Source organism: Neobacillus drentensis (assembly GCF_036965645.1).
In the GTDB taxonomy this organism is placed as follows: domain Bacteria; phylum Bacillota; class Bacilli; order Bacillales; family Cytobacillaceae; genus Neobacillus; species Neobacillus drentensis_D.
The window spans coordinates 1-2,630 of sequence record NZ_JBALPZ010000299.1; the positions used below are offsets into that span (position 1 = coordinate 1).

3 protein-coding genes are annotated in these 2,630 nt (G+C 30.0%); all 3 read right to left on the reverse strand.

From position 1 onward, the window contains the following. Positions 1 to 713, reverse strand: a 713-nt coding sequence (locus tag V7266_RS30620; protein WP_335473045.1) for a glycosyltransferase, incomplete at its 3' end; no start/stop codon positions are given. 18 nt (positions 714 to 731) lie between these two features. After that, positions 732 to 1,931, reverse strand: coding sequence for a glycosyltransferase (locus tag V7266_RS30625; RefSeq protein WP_335473046.1), 1,200 nt, complete (start codon positions 1,929 to 1,931; stop codon positions 732 to 734). Between the two features lie 27 nt (positions 1,932 to 1,958). Further along, complete coding sequence (locus V7266_RS30630) at positions 1,959 to 2,588, reverse strand: acyltransferase (RefSeq protein WP_335473047.1); 630 nt, start codon at positions 2,586 to 2,588, stop codon at positions 1,959 to 1,961. Positions 2,589 to 2,630: the final 42 nt, after the last annotated feature.

Consider the following 2,630-nt stretch of genomic DNA (forward strand, 5'->3'; position numbering starts at 1 on the left):
CTATTATAGACCTCTAATGCTTGGTTGAAGTAATCTTTTTTAATAATGTTTCTTGTCGCACTTCCCTCAACTTCTCTATAGTTATAACCGGTATACTCTATAAATCTTATTGAATTTGCATAACTAAAACACAGCATATTAAAAAATCCATCCTCACCTAATGCCAATTCTTGTGGGAAAGATGCATCTGCTTTGGCTATCAAATCTTTTTTATATATTTTTGTACAAACAGTGTTTAGATCATCTTTTTTAATAAAATAGGGTAATAGTTCCTGTTGAACATACTCAAAATTAAAACTTATATTCTTGGGAAAAGGATAATTACTAAAAACACGCCGCCCTTCCATCTCACTTTGAAAGTTAGATACAACTATGTCACAATTTTCGTACTTAGCCGTTTCATATAATACTTTATACATTTCCTTTTCCACCATATCGTCAGCATCAACAAAACATATATATTCTCCAGTAGCGACCTTCAACCCTGCATTTCTTGCAGCACTTACTCCTCCATTATTTTGGTTTATTAATATTATTCGTTTATCCCTTTTTTTATATTTAATAATAATTTCACTACTACGATCCTTAGAACCATCATTAATAAATATAAACTCACACTCTTTAAGGGTCTGGCTTAAGAGTGATTCTATACATTGAGTTATAAATTTTTCCACGTTATGAACAGGGATGATAATACTTACTTTAACTTCCAATGTACAATCGCTCCTCCCTTAACCAACAATCTGGTAAAGTTTATCTAATTCATAATCATTGCTGTAATCCCTATTTCGAATATTATCTATAAATGAGTTTCTTAATTCTTCATTATAATAAAACCGTTCAATACCATTTGCGATTCCTTCGGTGCTTAAATCACATATGATTCCCTCAACTCCATTTTCTATTTGACTGCTTGCTGTTGGATAATTGGTGATAAGAATTGGCTTTCCTAGTATCTTAGCCTCTGAAACAGTTACCGCCTTACCTTCATATCTGGATGGTTGAACATATAAATCGCATTCTTTTATATATGGATAAGGATTTGTCTTCTTTCCTAAGAGGATAAAGTTATCTTCAAGGTTGTATTCACTAATTAATTCTTTAAGATCAGCTTCGTAGCCGCCATACCCAATCACATACCATCTTATATTGGTTAGTCCTTTATCACGTAACAATTTAAGAGCAGTAATGGCCAAATCAAATCCCTTTACATAAGACAATCTTCCGACCGAAACGATCTTAAAGGATGTATCATTTTTATTATTAAAAATCTTTTTTTCTTCAGCCATTTTCTTAATAAAATTTGGTGAAGTTAAATTTTCAATAACCATAACCTTTTCTTTTAATGCAGGATAGGTTGATAAAAATGATGATGCACAAGCTTCAGAAACAGATGCAATGGCATCAAATTTATTCCATACATTTAGGTCCAACCTATTATCGATTTCTAATTTACTATAATCTGTATGAATCCATGCTATCTTTTTTCTGGCTTTTACTTTGTTGGCAATAATATCATGCGGCCATGCATAACTTATTGCCACATCATATTCTTTTTCTACTTTTGGAAGGAAATATGAAGAATATTTTAAGGAAAGCTGCATTTGGATATAACCAGAGCCTTCCTCTAATCTCCTAGATTTTGATTTTATCAATGCAATATATTTAGCTATTGTCCTCATTAAAGAAAGAGAAAAATGCCCTTCCTTTAAACATTGGATAACCGGCTTGCGGAATACAGAATAATTCTCAACTTCAGGTAAAATATTTACGGACTTTGGTATTAACTTCATAAATTCACCAACATGGTGATAAATTAGTAAATCGATATTATATTTCTGATAATCAAAACTTTCTAACATGTTGATAAGACTTCTCTCAATACCACCAATTTCCATATTGTATACCGAAATTAAAATGTTTTTTTTCATATTTCCTCTTATCCTTCTCTATCTTAATTACTTAATATTTACTACTTTATCTGACTTTTTTAATACAACACTCCTATTTTCTCTTTTGTTAAGAAATAATGTATTCTCCGGAACGTTGCCTTTTACTACACTTCCAGCTGCAATCACTGCATTATCCCCAATGAACGTATCTCTTAGAATCACAACATTTGAACCAATCCATACATTTTCTCCAATAGAAACTTCTCCCCGAATTAAATGATCCTTTGAAGCCTTTTTATAATTATGATCATGATCATTTATACATACATTGGGAGCAATTTTCGTATTCCTACCAATAGTAATTCGATTTACACAATTTATATTGCAATTATCATTAATGAAAACATTATCTCCAATATTTATTTCTCCATTAAAATCTATCCGAATGCTGGCGTTCTTTCTAATAAATACAAACTTTCCTATATTCAAAATGGAATTTTTATTAAAAATTTCTATCCTGCTTTTAGTTTGTAAAGAAAAAATAGAAGATTTAATATTTTTATAATAAATGGACTTATAAAAAAAGCCCCTTAATACTCCTATTAAATGGGACAGATACATAATTATAGTTATATAAACTCCACGATTCCTAAATTCAGAAAAAAGTGTACATATTATTTTTCTTAAAATTGTCATTATACTTATTCTCCTAAAGGAATATATTTATTGATAAATTTT

What these genes read in the sequence shown, in the direction of transcription:
- V7266_RS30625 (WP_335473046.1), bottom strand. Translation starts at nt 1,931, where the DNA reads ATGAAAAAAAACATTTTAATTTCGGTATACAATATGGAAATTGGTGGT.
- V7266_RS30630 (WP_335473047.1), bottom strand. Translation starts at nt 2,588, where the DNA reads ATGACAATTTTAAGAAAAATAATATGTACACTTTTTTCTGAATTTAGG.